The sequence below is a fragment of the Agrobacterium vitis genome, from assembly GCF_013426735.1.
GTDB classification, from domain to species: Bacteria; Pseudomonadota; Alphaproteobacteria; order Rhizobiales; family Rhizobiaceae; genus Allorhizobium; species Allorhizobium vitis_D.
The window spans coordinates 547,684-565,208 of the sequence record NZ_AP023272.1; the positions used below are offsets into that span (position 1 = coordinate 547,684).

16 protein-coding genes are annotated in these 17,525 nt (G+C 58.4%); 11 read left to right on the plus strand and 5 right to left on the minus strand.

What is annotated here, in order from left to right:
• Positions 1–164 precede the first annotated feature (164 nt).
• Together H1Y61_RS02450 and H1Y61_RS02455 are read left to right on the plus strand one after the other, a co-directional pair.
• Positions 165–839, plus strand: coding sequence for an LON peptidase substrate-binding domain-containing protein (locus H1Y61_RS02450; RefSeq protein ID WP_174112036.1), 675 nt, complete (start codon positions 165–167; stop codon positions 837–839).
• Positions 840–872: 33 nt separating this feature from the next.
• Entirely contained in the window at positions 873–1,061 is a 189-nt protein-coding gene (locus H1Y61_RS02455; protein WP_015917483.1) for a Trm112 family protein, read from the plus strand.
• A 55-nt stretch (positions 1,062–1,116) separates the two neighbouring features.
• Here the strand turns inward: H1Y61_RS02455 and H1Y61_RS02460 are convergent, their stop codons facing one another.
• Positions 1,117–2,331 carry a ubiquinone biosynthesis hydroxylase gene (locus tag H1Y61_RS02460; protein WP_180573618.1) on the minus strand — a complete coding sequence of 405 codons (1,215 nt, stop codon included), beginning with the start codon at positions 2,329–2,331 and terminating at the stop codon, positions 1,117–1,119.
• 86 nt (positions 2,332–2,417) lie between these two features.
• Here H1Y61_RS02460 and tesB point away from each other — a divergent pair, with 86 nt between their 5' ends.
• The 7 genes from tesB to H1Y61_RS02495 all read left to right on the plus strand — a co-directional run bounded on the left by tesB (position 2,418) and on the right by H1Y61_RS02495 (position 10,844).
• Positions 2,418–3,302 (plus strand): acyl-CoA thioesterase II, encoded by an 885-nt coding sequence (tesB, locus tag H1Y61_RS02465; protein WP_174112034.1) that lies wholly within the window; start codon positions 2,418–2,420, stop codon positions 3,300–3,302.
• A 218-nt stretch (positions 3,303–3,520) separates the two neighbouring features.
• Positions 3,521–3,871 (plus strand): P-II family nitrogen regulator, encoded by a 351-nt coding sequence (locus H1Y61_RS02470; protein ID WP_272492752.1) that lies wholly within the window; start codon positions 3,521–3,523, stop codon positions 3,869–3,871.
• A 28-nt stretch (positions 3,872–3,899) separates the two neighbouring features.
• Positions 3,900–5,258 (plus strand): ammonium transporter, encoded by a 1,359-nt coding sequence (locus H1Y61_RS02475; RefSeq protein WP_180573619.1) that lies wholly within the window; start codon positions 3,900–3,902, stop codon positions 5,256–5,258.
• A 294-nt stretch (positions 5,259–5,552) separates the two neighbouring features.
• Entirely contained in the window at positions 5,553–8,186 is a 2,634-nt protein-coding gene (locus tag H1Y61_RS02480) for a DNA translocase FtsK (RefSeq protein ID WP_180573620.1), read from the plus strand.
• 120 nt (positions 8,187–8,306) lie between these two features.
• Positions 8,307–8,969, plus strand: a complete 663-nt coding sequence (locus tag H1Y61_RS02485; protein ID WP_156637592.1) for an outer membrane lipoprotein carrier protein LolA — start codon at positions 8,307–8,309, stop codon at positions 8,967–8,969.
• Positions 8,970–9,103: 134 nt separating this feature from the next.
• Positions 9,104–9,907: an exodeoxyribonuclease III gene (locus tag H1Y61_RS02490; RefSeq protein WP_180573621.1), complete on the plus strand. Its 804-nt coding sequence runs from the start codon at positions 9,104–9,106 to the stop codon at positions 9,905–9,907.
• Positions 9,908–9,935: 28 nt separating this feature from the next.
• Positions 9,936–10,844, plus strand: a complete 909-nt coding sequence (locus H1Y61_RS02495; protein ID WP_180573622.1) for a HEPN domain-containing protein — start codon at positions 9,936–9,938, stop codon at positions 10,842–10,844.
• Positions 10,845–11,151: 307 nt separating this feature from the next.
• On the opposite strand, the gene H1Y61_RS02500 is transcribed toward H1Y61_RS02495, so the two are convergent.
• Positions 11,152–11,607, minus strand: a complete 456-nt coding sequence (locus H1Y61_RS02500; RefSeq protein ID WP_180573623.1) for a cyclic nucleotide-binding domain-containing protein — start codon at positions 11,605–11,607, stop codon at positions 11,152–11,154.
• A gap of 37 nt (positions 11,608–11,644) precedes the next feature.
• On the minus strand, positions 11,645–12,328 hold the full coding sequence (locus H1Y61_RS02505; RefSeq protein WP_015917473.1) for a response regulator transcription factor: 684 nt from the start codon (positions 12,326–12,328) through the stop codon (positions 11,645–11,647).
• Between the two features lie 119 nt (positions 12,329–12,447).
• Between H1Y61_RS02505 and H1Y61_RS02510 the strand changes: the two genes are divergently transcribed.
• Both H1Y61_RS02510 and H1Y61_RS02515 read left to right on the plus strand, forming a co-directional pair.
• The gene (locus H1Y61_RS02510; RefSeq protein ID WP_180574384.1) at positions 12,448–13,008 is read left to right on the plus strand and encodes a L,D-transpeptidase family protein; all 561 of its coding nucleotides are present in this window, start codon (positions 12,448–12,450) and stop codon (positions 13,006–13,008) included.
• 154 nt (positions 13,009–13,162) lie between these two features.
• The gene (locus tag H1Y61_RS02515; protein ID WP_180573624.1) at positions 13,163–13,993 is read left to right on the plus strand and encodes an aldo/keto reductase; all 831 of its coding nucleotides are present in this window, start codon (positions 13,163–13,165) and stop codon (positions 13,991–13,993) included.
• A 76-nt stretch (positions 13,994–14,069) separates the two neighbouring features.
• Here H1Y61_RS02515 and leuC read toward each other — a convergent pair whose 3' ends face one another.
• Together leuC and H1Y61_RS02525 are read right to left on the minus strand one after the other, a co-directional pair.
• A complete protein-coding gene (gene leuC / locus H1Y61_RS02520) occupies positions 14,070–15,479 on the minus strand; it encodes a 3-isopropylmalate dehydratase large subunit (protein ID WP_071203051.1) in 1,410 nt (469 codons plus the stop codon).
• A 307-nt stretch (positions 15,480–15,786) separates the two neighbouring features.
• Entirely contained in the window at positions 15,787–17,454 is a 1,668-nt protein-coding gene (locus H1Y61_RS02525; RefSeq protein WP_180573625.1) for an O-linked N-acetylglucosamine transferase family protein, read from the minus strand.
• Positions 17,455–17,525 lie beyond the last annotated feature (71 nt).

Genomic DNA, 17,525 nt, shown 5'->3' on the forward strand with positions numbered 1-17,525 from the left:
AGAGAATGGGACGAGCCCTGTTCAAGGACTGAACCCTATATGTTCGGACGGGCGGAAGGTGTGTTCTGTGGCAGGCGCATCTTGAGATTTGCCGGGCGCATGCCACATTATAAGGAATTAAAGAGCGACAGGGCATTGGCTCGGTGCTCTTTCAGGAGGGTGGAATGCAGGTCGGCAATGCGCGATATCTGACGGCGGCTGATTTTCCGGAAACATTGCCGGTTTTTCCGCTGGCAGGAGCTCTTCTGCTGCCCGGTGGGCAATTGCCACTGAATATATTCGAGCCGCGCTATCTGGAAATGTTCGATGCCGCGCTGCGCAGCAATCGGCTGATCGGCATGATTCAGCCAGCATTGACCGAGCCCTATGAGATCGCCACCGGCATTCCGGCCCTATGCAGCATGGGATGTATCGGTCGGATCACCTCTTTCGCCGAGACAGGCGATGGCCGCTATATTCTGTCGCTGGGTGGAATCTGCCGTTTCCGGATGAGCGAAGAGCTGAAAACCAGCCATCCATTCCGCACAGCACGAATTTCGCCGTTCATGGCCGATCTGGCGGCTGAAGGCCAGGAAAACAGCGTGGATCGGGAGCGGTTGCTCGCGGTGTTCCGGGCCTATCTGGATGCCAACAAGCTGGAAGCGGATTGGGAGAGCGTCCAGCGCGCCAGCAATCTGACCCTGGTCAATTCTTTGTCGATGATGTCGCCTTTCACACCTGCTGAAAAACAGGCCTTGCTGGAGGCTACTGATCTGCATAGCCGCACGGAAACGCTGATTGCCATTACCGAAATTTATCTGGCACGCGGTTTCGGTGATGTGGAGCCGGTTTTACAGTAACGGTGAATGGGCAAAGAGTGAAGGAGCGCAGCCATGGATCAGCGGATGAACGGTGTCGATCCGAAAATGCTGGAATTACTGGTCTGCCCGCTGACCAATGGCCGCTTGACCCTTAACCGGGAAAACAACGAACTGGTTTCGGAAAAGGCAAGACTTGCCTATCCCATTCGTGATGGCATTCCGATCATGCTGGTCTCGGAAGCCCGCAAGATCGAAGACTGAAGGCGCTGGTTAGGGCCACTCATTGGCCCCGCCAAATCGCCTGCCGGACATTTTGTCAGATCGACTGACCGGTCAGAAGTTTCGGGCCGCCCTTCACCGCTGTTCCGGCAGCCTCGGAAATGAAATAGTTTTTCAGTTTCGGCAGCCGTTCCACCAGGCCCAGCCCGAAATCCCGGGCGATTCTTACCGGCGTAATATCGTTGGAAAACAGCCGGTTCAAAACGTCGGTGGTAACGCCCATCCGGAATGTGTCGAAGCGCCGCCAGGTCTGGTAGCGTTCCAGAACCGTGAGGTCGCCGATATCGAGGCCGAGGCGATCGGCATCGACGATTGTTTCCGCCAGCGCCGCCACATCCTTGAAACCAAGATTGAGGCCCTGGCCGGAAATCGGATGAATACCATGGGCCGCGTCGCCTGCCAGCGCCAGCCTTGGTCCGATGAAAGAGCGGGCCAGCGTCAGTCCCAGCGGAAAGGCCCGGCGGTCGCCGGTGGCACGGATTGCGCCGAGTTTGTGGCCGAAACGGCGCTCCAGTTCGGTTTCGAACATCAGGTCGTCCTCCGCCACCAGCCGGTCCGCATCCTCGCTGCGCTCGGTCCAGACCAATGAGGAGCGATTGCCAGTCAATGGCAGGATCGCAAAAGGCCCGGCGGGCAGAAAATGTTCCTCTGCCACCCCTTCATGCGGACGCTCATGTTCGACCGTGGTGACAATCCCGGACTGGCCATAGGCCCAGGTGACGGTCTTGATCCCCGCCATGTCCCTGACGCGCGAGCGCACGCCGTCACAGGCCACAACCAAGCGGCAATCAAGGGTTGTGCCATCGGAAAGCGCGACTTCGGCCTTATGGCCTTTCACGGAAAAGCCTGCGGCTTTCACGCCATGGCGGATGGAAATTCCCGCCACACCGGCAGCATCGAGAAGCGCGCCGACCATGGCGACATTGGGCACCATATAGGCGAAGGGCTTGCCCTCCTCGACTTCGCCGTCAAAGGTCAGGTAGACGGGCCGGACCGGATCGCTGGTGCGCGAATCGGTAACGATCATCCTGTTGATCGGCTGAGACTGCGGTTCGATCGTGCTCCAGACACCGAAAACCTCCAGCATTTTGGTGGCTGCCGCAATCACCGCCGAGGCCCGTGGGTCCTTGCGCCATTGGCCTTCGGGGGCTGCTTCGATTACCGTCACCTCCAGATGCGGCGCGGCGCGCTTGACGGCGAGCGCCGCCGAGAGACCGACATATCCGCCTCCGACTACAACCAGATCCGCCATCATCTACTCCCTTACAGCTTGTATCGTGCTTCGGGTCTTATATAGATCAGTTGGACCCGACTTCCTACCGCCGGAGCTTTTCCAAAATGCCGCAGACAGAAAATTCCGCCACACCGATGGAAAAACTGATCGAAACGCTGAACCTGGAGGCATTGGAAGTCAATTTGTTCCGAGGCACCAGCCCGCAGGTCGGCTGGCAAAGGGTGTTCGGTGGCCAGGTCATCGCTCAGGCCTTGATGGCAGCCCAGCGCTGTGTCGATGGCGAGCGGTATGTTCACTCCTTGCATGCCTATTTCTTGCGTCCCGGCGATCCGACGGTGCCAATTCTCTATCAGGTCGAGCGGACCCGTGACGGTGCCAGCTTTTCGACCCGTCGGGTCGTTGCCATCCAGCACGGCCAGATGATATTTTCGATGTCGGCCTCTTTCCAGCAAGAAGAAGAAGGCTTTTCCCACCAGCTCGTCATGCCCAATGTGACGCCGCCGGAAGGGTTGATGGGCGAGCGGGAATTTCGCGAAATGTTTCTGTCGCAAGCGCCCGCCCATATCCGGGCCTATTGGGCCAGGGAGCGTCCGGTGGAGTTTCGCCCCACCTCCTTCCTGCATTATCTGACAAAGGACAAGCTGGAACCGAAAGCCGATATCTGGGTGCGTATGACCGGCTTGGTGCCGGATGACCGCCGTTTGCAGGCCGCCGTGCTGGCCTATCTCTCGGACATGACGCTCCTGGATGTCGCGCTTTATGCCCACGGCGTTTCCGTTTTTGACCAGCGCCTCCAGGCCGCCAGCCTCGACCATGCGATGTGGTTCCACCTGCCCACAAAGCTCGATGACTGGCTGCTCTATTCGCAAGATAGCCCCAGCGCGTCGGGTGGCCGGGGAATGACCAGAGGCTCAATTTATACGCGGACAGGCCAGCTGGTTGTTTCCGTTGCCCAGGAGGGCTTGATTCGGAAAAAGGCAAATGATTAAATTTTGTGCTGTTTTTTGATTTTGCACAAAAAAAACCATGTTTTCGCCCATTCCGGTGCCTTTTTTTTGGCGCTCTCCATTATAACCCTTGTATTTCAATAGCTTAAATGCCGATTGAAACTTGGCACACGGTTTGAATGTAGGAGGATAGTCGCTGCCCCCTGTCGTAGGTCGGCGTCGCGGAGAGACGGCGTTATTCGCCGAGGATAAACCAGAGGATGGGAAACCAGATGAAGATTGTGATGGCCATTATCAAGCCGTTCAAGCTGGACGAAGTGCGCGAAGCACTGACGGCTGTCGGTATCCAAGGCCTGACCGTCACGGAGGTCAAGGGATATGGGCGGCAGAAGGGGCACACGGAAATCTATCGCGGCACGGAATATGCCGTGAGCTTCCTGCCCAAGCTGAAGATCGAGGTCGCAGTGGCGACGGATGTTGCCGAAAAGGCGGTAGAAGCGATCGCCTCGGCTGCCAAGACCGGTCAGATCGGCGATGGAAAGATTTTCGTCTACGGAATCGATCAGGCGGTGCGTATCCGCACCGGTGAAACCAATACCGAAGCCTTGTAAGACCGGCCGTCAAGGGGAGTTCATATACATGTCGTTTTCCACATTCAAATCTCAAGCCTTGCGCCTCGGGGCTGCATCGGCGGCCTTGATGGCGCCAGCGATCGCCTTTGCGCAGGATGCAGCGCCAGCCGTTGCGGCGGCAGCTGCTCCGGTTCCTGATAAGGGCGATACCGCCTTCATGTTCCTGTCCACCATCCTCGTTCTGTTCATGGCCATTCCCGGCCTTGGCCTGTTCTACGGCGGCCTGGTGCGCGCCAAAAATATGCTGTCCGTGCTGATGCAGTGCACCGTCATTGCCGCCATGGTGATGATCGTCTGGGTCATCTATGGCTATTCCTTCGCCTTCGGCGGCGGCGAAAGCCCGTTCTTCGGCGGCTTTGCCAAGATGTTCCTGGCTGGCGTCGATACGACGACAACGGCTGCTACCTTCAGCAAGGGCGTCGTTATCCCGGAATATATCTTCATGCTGTTCCAGATGACCTTTGCGGCCATCACGCCTGCGCTGATCATCGGTGCCTTCGCGGAACGCATCAAGTTCTCGGCTGCGATCCTGTTCTGCCTGCTGTGGGTCACATTCGTTTATTTCCCGGTCGCCCATATGGTCTGGGATGCCAAGGGCTATCTCTTCGGTCTTGGCGCACTTGATTTTGCTGGCGGCACCGTCGTTCACATCAATGCCGGTGTTGCCGGTCTGGTCGGTGCGATCCTGGTCGGCAAGCGTACGGGCTATGGCAAGGACATGATGGCCCCCCATTCCATGACGCTCACCTATGTCGGTGCCGCCATGCTCTGGGTCGGCTGGTTCGGCTTCAATGCCGGCTCCAACCTCGAAGCCTCCGGTGGTGCGATGCTCGCAACCGTCAACACCTTTATTGCCACGGCTGCGGCTATCCTGTCCTGGTGTGTGGTTGAATCCTTCACTCGCGGCAAGGCCTCGATGCTGGGCGCTGCCTCCGGCATGATTGCTGGCCTCGTTGCCATCACGCCTGCCGCCGGTATCGTCGGCCCGATGGGCGCGATTGTCATGGGCGTGATCGTTTCGCCGCTTTGCTACTTCTTCGTCTCTGTCGTGAAGAACAAGTTCGGCTATGACGATACGGCTGACGTGTTCGGCGTCCACGGCATTGGCGGCATGTTCGGCGCTATTGCCACCGGCATTTTCGCCAGCGCTTCGCTGGGTGGCGTCGGCTATGCCGGCGAACAGACGATGGGTGGCCAGGTCATGGTGCAGCTTCAGGCCGTGGTCATCACCATCCTGTGGACCGGTATCGGCTCTGCAATCCTCTACAAGATCGTCGATGTGATCGTTGGTCTGCGTGTGCCAGTCGAAGCCGAGCGCGAAGGTCTCGACCTCGCCTCTCACGGTGAAGCTGCTTATCATTCTTGATCTCTCTTGCTCCCGGTTTCGGGGGCCGATCAAGGTGCTTCGTTATCAGAAAATCAACCCGGGCCTCGTGTCCGGGTTTTTTGATTCTGGAAAATCGCGCTCTATATACCCTCATAGCGAAAGACTGGTTGCGCCAGGTTGGTCAGGCGGGCTTTCGATCGGACGGGTTATCCCATGGTTAAAGGAGCGTTAACCCGTATTCTGGTAATCTCACTCTTCGCAAGCCGGTTCGGGTCCTGCCCGGCGTATCCGGTTTCCAAATTTTGTTGAAATTGCACTGGCAGGCGAACACCTATGAGCAGAAGCACGCTGGCAATATTGGAAGAGCGGTCGCCTCGGATGATCGTGATGGGTTTCATCATGCGGCAATGCCTGGCTCTGCTCGGCTTTGCCTTGTTCCTTGGGCTGGTGGCGGCCATTGCCGCGCTGGCCACCTGGAATGTTGCCGATCCCAGTTTTTCCTATGCGACCAGCCGGGCGCCCACCAATATTCTCGGTTATCCCGGTGCCGTCTTTGCCGATCTTGCTATGCAGTTTTTCGGACTGGCTTCGGTTGCAGCCCTTTTACCCATTCTGGCCTGGTCGCTTTCGCTGATCTCCGGTCGTAAGATCACCCGCCTGCCACGTCGGCTTGCCGCCTGGGGCACTGGGGCGGTTGCGGGCGCTGCCGTGTTCGGCTGTTTTCCGCCGCCCGGCACATGGCCCATTCCGAACGGGATCGGTGGGGTGATCGGCGACATGATCCTGCGCTTTCCCGCACTGTTTGTCGGAGCCTATCCGACCGGAACCTTTGCCATGGTGCTGGGCGTGATCTTCATCGCCCCGATGCTGTGGCTGATGTTGTTTGCCGCCGGTATTATCGGCAATGAAGAGGATGATTTCGAAGCGGAAATTCTGGCTGCCCGCGCAAGCTCACAGGCGGGGTCGCGCAAGAGCAAGGCCGTGCCAATCGTTGATGAGGATGAGGACGATGATGACCGCACCGGGCCTTTCGCGCTGGCTGCCGGTGCGCTCGCCCATGTCTGGTATACCGGTCAGGCCCGGATGCGGCGTCTCGCCGGTCTGAAGCCAAAAAGGCGCGAGCGGTCGGATTTCGACCAGCCCTATGACTTCAATGATGATGAGGTTATGCCGGTTCAGGCTGGACGCCCGGACCACCGCGCCGACCCGTCCTTTGAGCCGGGTGAGCGGAGTGCGGGCCGTCGCCGTATCGCGCCGCCGCCGGTGTCGCCGGATGACGAGCCACCCTTTGACCTGCGCACCCGTGGTCGTTCGGCTGATGACATCCTATTCGACGATGAAGACGAAGACCGCGCTGCAAAGCCTTCTGCCCGCCGTGTTGCCCCCGCCGCAGAGCGTCCGCGCCCGTCTCCGGTGTCTGGTTCTCCGGTCGCTGGTCCAAGAGGTGCGCGTGGTTTCCAATTGCCGTCGGTTCAGCTTCTGGCCGAACCACGTGCGGTTGCCAAGGATGCCAGCCTGTCGGCTGACCAGCTTGAACACAACGCCCGGACGCTGGAAGGCGTGCTGGAAGATTTCGGCGTCAAGGGTGATATTATCGAAGTGCGCCCCGGCCCGGTCGTCACACTTTATGAGCTTGAGCCTGCGCCAGGGATCAAATCGTCCCGCGTTATCGGTCTTGCCGATGATATTGCCCGCTCGATGAGCGCCATTGCCGCCCGTGTCGCCGTGGTGCCGGGCCGCAATGCCATCGGTATCGAATTGCCGAATCGCACCCGCGAAACCGTCTATCTGCGGGAAATGATTGGCAGTCGCGACTTCAACGGCTCGACAGCCAAGCTGCCGATGGCGCTGGGCAAGACCATTGGCGGTGAACCTGTGATCGCCGACCTCGCCAAGATGCCGCATCTGCTGGTCGCTGGTACGACCGGGTCGGGCAAGTCGGTGGCGATCAACACCATGATCCTGTCGCTGGTCTACCGTTTGCCGCCGGAAAAATGCCGGTTGATCATGATCGATCCGAAAATGCTGGAATTGTCGATCTATGACGGCATTCCGCATCTGCTCTCACCTGTCGTTACCGATCCGAAAAAGGCCGTTGTCGCCTTGAAATGGACGGTGCGCGAGATGGAAGAGCGCTACAAGAAGATGTCGAAGATCGGCGTGCGCAATATCGACGGCTTCAACAGCCGCGTCGAGCAGGCCATCGAAAAAGGCGAGGTTCTGACCCGCACCGTGCAGACCGGCTTCGACCGGCAGACCGGCGAGGCTATGTACGAGACCGAGACCTTCGATTTGCAGCCCATGCCCTATATCGTTGTTATCATCGACGAGATGGCCGACCTGATGATGGTGGCGGGCAAGGATATCGAAGGCGCGGTGCAGCGCCTGGCGCAGATGGCGCGTGCGGCTGGTATTCACGTGATCATGGCGACGCAGCGGCCTTCTGTCGATGTCATAACCGGTACCATCAAGGCAAACTTCCCGACCCGGATTTCCTTCCAGGTTACCTCCAAGATCGACAGCCGTACTATTCTGGGCGAGCAGGGCGCTGAACAGTTGCTGGGCATGGGCGATATGCTCTACATGGCTGGCGGCGGGCGCATCCAGCGCGTTCACGGACCTTTCGTCTCGGATAATGAGGTGGAAGACATCGTTGCCTATCTGAAAACCCAGGGCGCGCCGGATTATCTTGATGCCGTGACCATCGATGAGGACGACGACGAAGGCGGTGGACCGGCAGGAACCGGCAATCTGGCCGAATCGGACGATCCTTACGACCAGGCCGTCGCCGTCGTGCTTCGGGATGGAAAAGCCTCGACCTCCTATGTTCAACGTCGGCTGGGCATCGGCTATAACCGTGCCGCATCGCTGATCGAACGCATGGAGCAGGAAGGCATTATCGGCCCGGCCAACCACGCGGGCAAACGCGAAATCCTCGTTCCGACGGAAGCTGACATCGAGCGGTGATGGCGACAGGCTGGTGTGGAACGTCCAGGCGTCGAAAGACGTTTCGGCGTTCACGATCCGGTGTGTGTCACCATGGCGCCCGGTTTGCGCCTTATGGAACAGGGGCAAAAGGAGAAAAGAATGCAAAAGAAGACGTTTGCCCCGGCAGGCATGGCAGGGATGATTGGCCGCCGGGGATTTATCGGCATGGCGGCTGCGGGGATTGCTGTGGCGGCCACGGGCGCCACAGTCTCACCCGCATACGCTCAGGCCCAGGCCAGCGCCGCGCAGAGGATCGCCGATCATTTTGCCTCGGTGAAAACCATGATGGGTGAGTTCGTGCAGTTTGGCCCGCGCGGTGAACAGACAGCCGGAAAATTCTATATCGAACGTCCCGGCAAGCTGCGCTTCAACTATGAACAGCCCTCACCGATGCGGGTGATTTCCGATGGCCGTAACGTGGCAATCGGCAACCTGAAAATGAAGACCTGGGATGTCTATCCGCTGTCGAAGACGCCGCTAAGCCTGCTTTTGTCCGACCGCATCGATCTCGGCCATCAGATGGTGCGGCAGGTCAAGGAAGAGCAGGACCTGACCACCATCGTGCTGGGTGACAAATCGATTTTTGGCGACCAGACCATCACCCTGATGTTTGATCCGAAGACCTTCGAGCTGCGGCAATGGACCGTCACCGATGCGCAGGGCAAGGACACGTCGGTAATGATCTTCAACGTCCAGCAGGGCGTCAATTTCGATGAAAAAGTCTTCGAAGTTCCCTATGACGATATCCGCAATCGCGGCTGAGCGGTGTTTGAACGATCTCTACTGGATCGAGGCTCGAAATCTGGAGATTTCGGGCCTTTTCACTGTCAAAATTCTGCGAGTTTGCATAAAGGGATGAGCGAGGCCGGATCTGTTCGGCGCTGAAGGAACCCGGCATGACTTTTTCCCTGACCACCTGGAATATCAATTCGGTGCGGCTGCGCATGCCGATCGTCGAGCATTTTCTCAAACTGCGTCAGCCGGATATTCTCTGCCTTCAGGAAATCAAATGCCAGAACCATGAGTTTCCGTTGGAGGCGTTTCAGGCGCTGGGCTATCCCTATGCTATTCTGCATGGCCAGAAGGGCTATCATGGCGTTGCAACCGTCTCGAAATTTCCTTTGACCGAAGACCACCGGCAGGATTTCTGCGGCGTCGGTGACAGCCGCCATATTTCGGCGATTTTCGAGTGGAACGGGCGGCGTATTCGCCTGCATAATTTCTATGTGCCTGCCGGAGGCGACGAGCCCAACCGGGACATCAATCCAAAATTCGGCCACAAGCTGGATTTCGTCGAGGAAATGAAGACGCTGTCGGCCAGTGCCGAGCCAAATACGTCGGCTATCCTGGTCGGCGACCTGAATATCGCACCGCTGGAGCATGATGTCTGGTCGCACAAGCAGTTGCTGAAGATCGTGTCCCATACCCCGGTGGAAACCGCAGGTCTGCTTGACGTGATCGACCGAGGTGGCTGGGTGGACCTGATGCGCCAGTTGGTCGATCCATCGCAAAAACTCTATACGTGGTGGAGCTACCGGGCCAAGGACTGGGCCAGCGCCGACAAGGGCCGCCGCCTCGACCATATCTGGTCGTCACCGGATCTGTTACCGTCGCTGAAAACCATCGAGATTTTGCGCGAAGCACGCGGCTGGGAAAAGCCGTCTGACCATGTGCCGGTGACGGTGCAGTTCGCGCTTTGATATCCACGGCACGTCAAGGGAGGGGTAGATGGATCAGGACCGGCTCAATCATCTGCCCACCCGCAAGCAGCGCGAACTGGAGCGGGTGGTCCGCATTCTCTTCGACGAGTTCGAAGCCGCGCAAAAGGGCAGGCTGTCCGATAAAAACAAGGGCGGCCGTATCCTCAAGCTGATCCTGTTCGGCTCCTATGCGCGTGGCGACTGGGTCGAGGACCATGCCAGCGGCTATTACTCCGATTATGACCTGCTGGTGGTGGTGAATAGTGAGACTTTTGCCGATGAGGATGAGTTCTGGCGCGGCGCGCAGGAATATCTGATACGGGAGGAAATCGCCACCAAGCGCTTGAAAACCCCTGTCAATTTCATTGTTCACTCCCTTGATGATATGAACAATCGACTGGCCCGAGGCCTGCCTTTCTTCATCGATATCGCCCGTGACGGTATCCCGCTTTATGAAGCGCCAGGCTTTCCGCTCACCACAGCCAAACCGCTGCCTCCAGAGGAGAGGCAGGCTCAGGCGAAGACTTATTTCGAGGATTGGTTTTCGAGTGCCGACGCCTTTCAGGCCGCAGCCGGATTTTTGATTGAGCGCGGTAATTTTAATGAAGCCGCCTTCCAGCTTCATCAAACGGTTGAACGGCTTTACCACTGCGTTCTGCTGGTGCTGACGCTCTATAGCCCCCGGTTGCACAATTTAAGAAAATTGCGACCGCTGGCCGAAAGTTTGGATACTCGTCTGATCGATGCGTGGCCGAGGAAAAACCGCCTTGCCCGTCGTTGTTTCGACCGCCTGCACCGTGCCTATGTCGAGGCCCGCTATTCATCGCAATACGAGATCACAGCCGAAGAACTGACTTGGTTGGTGGAGCATATCAAACTCTTGCAAGGCGCCGTCGAGGTGGTGTGCAAGGAGCGGTTGGACAACCACGGTTTATAGAAGCGTCAGTAAACCGCTGTGATTGATTGACGACGGTACATAATATTGTCGTTACGATATGCCGTTTACCCCCCTCTGTCCTGCCGGACATCTCCCCCTCAAAGGGGGAGATCGGATAGACGTAGCCGCTCATTCTTCGGATAGGTTGGCGACTTTCGTTGCTGTGTACAGATGACGTGAAGCGAGCGGTCAACTCCGGTTCGATCTCCCCCCTTGAGGGGGAGATGCCTGGCAAGGCAGAGGGGGGTGAGCCCCATAGTAAAACGATGATGCAATCTTGCCGCCCAACCTGACAACGCGGTAAGCGTTACCGAAACCGCTCTTCCATGCCTTTTGCCCCAGTCGCCAGTGCGACAAGGTTTTGCCGGATGCGGTCCTGCATCACCAGGCCGAGCTTTGGATATTCCTCCAGCAGCCGGTGGAACAGCGGGCGGGGAATGCGCAGCACTTCGGCATCCTCCAGGGCGATGGCGGTGTATTTGCGCTCCACCATGGTGGCCAGCGCCAGTTCCGACAGCATGGTGCCAGGACCGGCAACAGCGGCGACTTGCGGCTTGCCATCGCGGCCCGTGTTGGAAAGCTCGAACCGGCCCCGCACCACCACATAGGCGCATTCAGCCGGAGAGTGTTCCCGAAATAGTGGCTGGCCCTGGCCGATGGGCCTGTGCTCGGCACCAAAGGCGATCAGCCGTAATTGGTCCGGCTCCAGCCCCTGAAACAGCGCCAGAGATGAAAGCAGTTGCATGTCATCGCTCAGCGCCATCGAGAATGCTCCGGTTCAGGGTCCGTTCAATGTCCGTTTAGGGAATAATCTTGTAACCGCCGTTTTCGGTGACCAGAATTTCGGCGTTGGACGGGTCCCGTTCTATCTTCTGGCGCAGGCGATAGACATGGGTTTCCAGCGTATGGGTGGTGACGCCGGAGTTGTATCCCCAGACTTCTTCCAGCAGCACGTCGCGGGTGACGACTTTCTGCCCGGCGCGGTAGAGATAGCGGATGATCGCCGCTTCCTTTTCCGTCAGTCGGATTTTCTTGCCGTCCTCGGTGGTCAGCAGCTTCTGGCTCGGCTTGAACAGATAGGGACCGACAGTAAACGTCGCGTCCTCGCTCTGCTCGTGCTGGCGCAACTGCGCGCGGATGCGGGCGAGCAGAACGGCAAAGCGGAATGGCTTGGTGACATAGTCATTCGCACCGGCCTCAAGCCCCAGAATGGTGTCAGAATCGGTGTCGTGGCCGGTCAGCATGATGACGGGGGCCTTGAAGCCGCCCTTGCGCAGCAGTTTCACGGCTTCGCGGCCATCCATGTCCGGCAGGCCCACATCCATGATCATCAGGTCCACCTGGCCGTTGCGGGCAGCCTGCACGCCCTTGGTGGCGTTGGATTCCTGCTGGATCGAAAACTCCTCGTAAAGAGAAAGTTGTTCCACCAGCGTTTCGCGCAGGTCATCGTCGTCATCGACCAGAAGGATCGTCCGAGCAGCCATACCTGATATACTCCCAAGCAGCGAACAGGCCAGATTGCACTGTTCTTGAAATCATTGTCTTATCTAGCCAACTCACTCTACAAGAAAAGTGTTCGACAAAGCAAAACTCCGTGAGCGATATGCCAAACCCACCTCCCAGAGCCGGGTCTCGACCGCGCCAAGGTCTTCGCAGTATTGTGGTGCGCCGCAAGCCCGGTTGCAAGAGCCAGGCCATCGTTCAGGCTGGACCGCTTCGGTTTCCCGCCTCCATCGGACGGTCGGGCATCACGGCTTTCAAGCGTGAGGGCGATGGCGCAACCCCACGGGCATCGATGCGGTTGCTTTACGGCTACTTTCGGGCGGAGTCTCGTGCGGCCATAGGCTCGCGCCTGCCTTTGAGGTCGATTCGTGCTGACATGCTGTGGTGCGATGCGCCGGGACACCCGGCCTATAACCGTCCGGTCAAGGCGCCGTTTACCCCCAGTCATGAGCGATTGCAGCGTCAGGACCGGCTCTATGATATCTGCCTGGTGATGGACTGGAACGTCACCTGCCGTAAGCAGGGCTGCGGGTCTGCGATCTTTTTCCACGTGGCGCGCCCGGACTATACTCCGACGGAGGGCTGCGTGGCGATCAGCCCCGCCGACATGCGCCGCCTGCTGGCGGTTGTTTCACAGGCCACCATTGTCACGGTTTTGTGAAGACATACCTCCCTGAGACAAACACCGGGCTGCCGGGGTGGGAAACACATTGCCCCTGCCTATCTATAGACCCGGCATCATGGAATGCGCCTTCTCAAGGTCGTCGCGGTTCTTGCCCGATCTTAAACCTCGATCTCGAATGGGAGACCCTTACGTGGCAGATCAATCCTACATTTCCTTTTCCGACGGCAACAGCATCCCGCAGGTGGGTCTCGGCGTCTGGCAAACCCCAAATAGCGAAGCGGCACCTGCGGTACGTTCGGCGCTGTCGGCGGGTTATCGCCATATCGATACGGCTGCCGTCTATGAAAACGAGGAGGGTGTCGGCGAAGGCATCCGCTCGTCCGGCATCGACCGTGGCGACATTTTCCTGACCACCAAACTGTGGAACAATGAGCAGGGCTTTGACAACACCCTCAAAGCCTTCGATGCCAGCCTGAAACGGCTCGGCACTGATTATGTCGATCTCTACCTGATCCACTGGCCATCGCCGCATCGCGGCCTGTTTGTCGAGACCTGGAAGGCCTTTATCAAATTGAAGGAGGAGGGCCGGGCGCGCTCCATCGGCGTGTCGAATTTCTATCCGGAGCATCTGAAGACGATCATCGATGAAACCGGCGTGGTGCCTGTCATCAACCAGATCGAACTGCATCCGGATTTCCAGCAGAAACAAGCCCGCGAATTCCACCAGGCTCACGGTATCATCACCCAGTCCTGGAGCCCACTTGGCCAGGGCAAGCTGTTGGACAATCCGGTGATCGGTAAGATCGCTGCCAAGCATGGCCGCACGGCGGCCCAGATCATCATCCGCTGGCATATCGAAAGCGGGCTGGTGGTGATCCCGAAATCCGTTACGCCGTCGCGTATCGAGGAGAATTTCAAGGTGTTCGATTTCAGCCTTGATCCACAAGACATGACTGAGATCGCTGCGCTCGACAGCTCATCGACCCGCATTGGACCCGATCCGATAACGGCGAGCTTCTGATTTCACGTGAATCATTGAGTGAAAATAACAAAGGCGGCTCAAGAGCCGCCTTTCTGATGAAGAGTTCGAGACTATCTCACTTCCATTCGCGGATATCGACGAAATGGCCGGCAATGGCAGCGGCAGCGGCCATGGCGGGGGAAACGAGGTGAGTGCGGCCCTTATAGCCCTGGCGGCCTTCGAAATTGCGGTTCGAGGTCGAGGCGCAGCGTTCTTCCGGCTTCAAGCGGTCGTCGTTCATCGCCAGACACATGGAACAGCCCGGCTCACGCCATTCGCAACCGGCATCGAGGAAGATCTTGTCGAGACCTTCGGCTTCCGCCTGTTCCTTGACGAGGCCAGACCCCGGAACCACCATGGCAGAAACCGTCGATGCCACCTTGCGATCCTTCAGCACGGCGGCTGCGGCGCGCAGGTCTTCGATGCGGCCATTGGTGCAGGAGCCGATAAACACCCGGTCGATGGCGATGTCGGTGATCTTGGTGCCGGGTTTCAGGCCCATATAGTCGAGCGCCCGCCACTTCGACGTCCGCTTGTTTTCGTCAGCGATATCGTCGGGGTTCGGCACGACGCCCTGAACCGAAATCACATCTTCCGGCGAAGAACCCCAGGAGACGATGGGCGGCAGGTTGGCGGCATCCAGCACCACGGTGCGGTCGAAATGCGCGCCTTCATCGGTATGCAGCGTCTTCCAGTATTGAAGCGCCATCTCCAGTTCTTCACCCTTCGGCGCGCGGGGCTTGCCCTTGATATATTCGAAGGTCTTTTCATCAGGCGCAATCAGGCCAGCGCGGGCACCACCTTCGATCGTCATGTTGCAGACGGTCATGCGGCCTTCCATCGACAGGGCCTCGATAGCCTCACCGGCAAATTCGATGACGTGGCCGGTGCCGCCAGCCGTGCCGATTTCACCGATGATGGCGAGAATGATGTCCTTGGCGGTGACGCCAGCCGGCAGCTTGCCATCGACACGCACCAGCATGTTCTTGGCCTTCTTCTGGATCAAGGTCTGGGTGGCCAGAACATGTTCCACTTCCGACGTGCCGATGCCATGCGCCAGGGCGCCGAAGGCTCCGTGGGTCGAGGTATGGCTGTCGCCGCAGACGATGGTCATGCCAGGCAGGGTGAAACCCTGTTCAGGGCCGACGATATGCACGATGCCCTGGCGCTTGTCTTTTTCGGAATAATATTCGACGCCGAAGTCAGCGGCATTCTTGGCCAAGGCCTCGACCTGGATGCGGCTTTCCTCGTTCTTGATCCCTTCGGCCCGGTCCGGCGTGGTCGGTACGTTATGGTCAACGACGGCCAGAGTGCGGGTTGGTGCATGCACCTTGCGGCCAGCCATGCGCAAACCTTCAAAGGCCTGCGGGCTCGTCACCTCGTGCACGAGGTGGCGGTCGATATAGAGAAGACAGGTGCCGTCATCCTGGCGATCCACCAGATGATCGTCGAAAATCTTGTCGTAGAGGGTACGAGGTGCGCTCATGGCTATTCATCCGTCGAAGGGTTGAAAAGGGATTGGGTCATATGACCGTGTCAAAGAGTGTTTGCAAGACTATCGCAGTTGCAGGCCGCACCGCGAGGAGCGACTTAAGTCAGCTGATTGCCAAGCGCTCCGGCAACGCGCGCAAAGAAACGTGCCGGAAGACGCTTGTGGTCTTGCAGCACGAATATGTCAGGCGCGAGACATCCGAATTTAGATCCCATGGCGGTCTGATACCAGTTTTCAAGCGAAACGGCAATTCAAAGATTGAAGGCTTTGCCTTTGGTTTCATGAAGAACGCCAGCAGCGTTTACAGGACTGGAACTGAAAAATCCTGCGGCTCAAGGCCCGTTGCGGCCCGCGCTGCCATGGTGTGATAGGCGGCTTCCAAGTGGCGGATAAAGCCTGTGATATCAAACAGAGGCGATCTTGGACCCTGTGCGCGAATAGTCTGTTTCAAGGCATTGCGGGCGCTCTTATCGCGGGCCAGATCGATACACAGAGCCACATAGGCATCGGCGTCTCGGGCAATCAGCTTTTCTAGCCCGCAGGTGTGCAACAGGCTTGCCGTGACACGACTGGCGAAATTTCCGCCCGAAAAAGTTGGCACGGGTAAACCGGCCTGTAAGGCGGCAAGCGTCGAAAATCCGGCGTTGCAAGGGAAACAATCGAGGGCGATGTCGGCCAGGGTCATCCAGCCCACTTGCTCCATGGGCTTGGCTGGGTTGCGAAAAACCAATCGGTTTTCGGCTATGCCCTGACGGTTCATCCAGGTGCTGAAATTGTTTCGGGCGTAATTGCCGCAGGATATCCATAGCAGGCTATTTTCCGTCTGCCGCAGAATATCAACCCAGAGATCGGCGGTTCGTGGAGATATCTGTTCGGTGGGATGAAAAGCCGCGAAGACCACTCTGTCTTCAGGCAGGTCGAACTGCTGGCGCGACAGCGAAGGCGGCTGTTGTATGGGAGAACTGACAAGAAAAGTCTCCGGCAGATGGCAGATCGCCCGGCCATGGAGGCGTAGGTCGTCCTTCGGCAGAACTGCGGTGTTTGCGAGCATATAGTCGCATATAAGCTCGGTCCTTGGCCCCGGGTGACCGGCCATTGCCAGATGCAGCGGCGCGATCCGGTGCCGCAGCAGATCAGGACGGCCGCCGTCGCCATGGCCAAGCGGATCGATCAGGATATCGATGCCAGCGGCGCGCAGGGCGGCCAAAGCCGCATCCTCACAGAGATCCTTGAGGCTGAGAGTCTTTATGTCTGCATCCAATTCGTCGGGTCCCGGCGGCTCGTTGCAAATCAACAGAACGTCAAAATTGGTCGGGTCATGTCGGGCTGCAAGCGACAGGGTAAGCCTGCGAAGTGGGTCGTCGCTTGGGCCATCGGCAAGCAGATAGGCGAGTTTGAGTGTCTCGCCAGCTGGTTTTCGCCAATCGCGTGAGGCCGGTGCCGGGGCTGGCAAGCCATTGTTCCAGCGGCTGTTTAAGGTCTCGTCATCACACCAGCTCAGATGAACGGTTTGGCTATCGAGCGAATAATAGGCCGCCTCCTGCCGGTTCAACCGGTCCCGAACCGCCTGGTCGCTCATGCGCATTTCGTCGATATTGAGCGTGTGCCGCAAAGCGGTCCGATAGGTTCGCCAGGATTGGACATCAAACGGACCGGAGCGAATGGCCCGCCTGGATGTTTCAAGGATTTGGATTTCCTGGGCGCTTGCCTTTTCAATCCCGGACCGCTCCATTTTTTCTGCGAGTGTGACCAGGGTGAGAGCTTGAGACGGGATGATCTTGGCTGCCTGCCGGTAAAACACGGCGGCTTCGGTGAAATGGTCGAGCTTGGCACAGCACTGGGCCATGACCAGCAGGGCTCTCGGTCCCGGAGCGGGGTCTTTGGCCAGGGCGCTTTTCAAGGCGGCATAAGCGCCCGCCAGGTTTCCAGAGGCGTAAAGCGCCAATGCTGCGGCAAGATTGTCGGACATTGCGTCTGCTGTCACTCCTGTTGATCGCTCGGCGATATACCGTTGGTCTGGCGCAGGGCTTGTCTTTCGTT